Below are 1,027 nucleotides of genomic sequence, written 5' to 3'. Positions count from 1 at the left end.
CGGGCGGGCCTCGGCGCGGGCACCCGGCCGGCTGGTCGGTCAGAGCGGACCGGCGTCAGTGGACCGGCGTCAGCACAGGCGCGTCAGCACAGGCGCGTCAGCGAACCGGCCAGGCGGCCGACTCCGGCTCGTCCGACGCCACGTTGTGCGCCGCGCACGCGTCGGTCAGGGCTTCGAGCATCGTCAGCGGGTCGGGCAGCGGGCGCTCCGGAGCACGCACCCAGCTGACGTCCATCACCCCGTCACCCGGCACCCGGGACGGCGGCACCAGGACGTAGCTGCCCCGGCAGTGCCAGCGCAGCCCGGGGTGCTCGTCCATCGTCTCCGGATGGCAGTCGAGTTCGCACGGCCACCACTCGTCCTCGTCCTCGGGGGTGCCCCGGGTCGCGGCGAAGAACAGCATGCGGTCGGTCCCGGAGGCTGCGACCGGGCCGACCTCGACGCCCTCGGACTCCAGCCGGTCCAGTGCCTCCCGGCCCGCCTCGTACGGGACGTCCAGCACGTCGTGGCCGAGGCCGGTGGCGGTGATGAAGTTGGCGTCCGGGCGGTCGCGCGCCCAGCGCTGGACCTGCTCCAGGTCGGTGGTCGCCTGGGTCTGCCACGCGAAGGAGACGGGGTGCCGGCCGGGAGTGGGGCAGCCGATGCGTTCGCAGGAGCAGCCGTAGCCTTCGGGGTGCGCCGCCACGGCCAGTGGGAACCCCGCCGCGGCGGCGGAGAGCAGCAGATCTTCCCGGACGCGTGCGGCCTCCGCCACGCCGTTGCCGGCGTTCCGTGAACGACGCCGCAGCCATTGGGGGAATCTGCCTTCGCGTTCCATCTACCGCCTCACTCCAGACCGAAGCCGTGGTCCGCCGCCAGGCTGTGAACCCGGAGGCCGCATCCGCCCCGTACCCGCGGATGACGGATGACTGCCCCCATAGTGCTCCTCTTCGGTCGTGAATGGGTAACCGGGGGGTCGGGCGCGGTCCATGGGACCGCCACCGGGCGGGCGCCCCGACCGGGGCGTACGGGCCCGGCGAGGGCGGCC

General features: G+C 74.2%; 1 protein-coding gene. It reads right to left on the bottom strand.

Annotation, left to right across the window (positions count from 1 at the left end):
• Positions 1 to 97: 97 nt before the first annotated feature.
• A complete protein-coding gene (locus ACYVE9_RS28185) occupies positions 98 to 817 on the bottom strand; it encodes a bifunctional DNA primase/polymerase (protein WP_461030717.1) in 720 nt (239 codons plus the stop codon).
• Positions 818 to 1,027: the final 210 nt, after the last annotated feature.

This window comes from Streptomyces sparsus (assembly GCF_054776295.1).
The sequence above is the reverse complement of the archived record's forward strand: the minus strand, read 5'-3'. Positions and strand labels throughout refer to the sequence as shown.

Excerpts from the sequence above, each read along its gene's own strand:
- ACYVE9_RS28185 (WP_461030717.1), bottom strand. The coding sequence starts at position 817 with ATGGAACGCGAAGGCAGATTCCCCCAATGGCTGCGGCGTCGTTCACGG.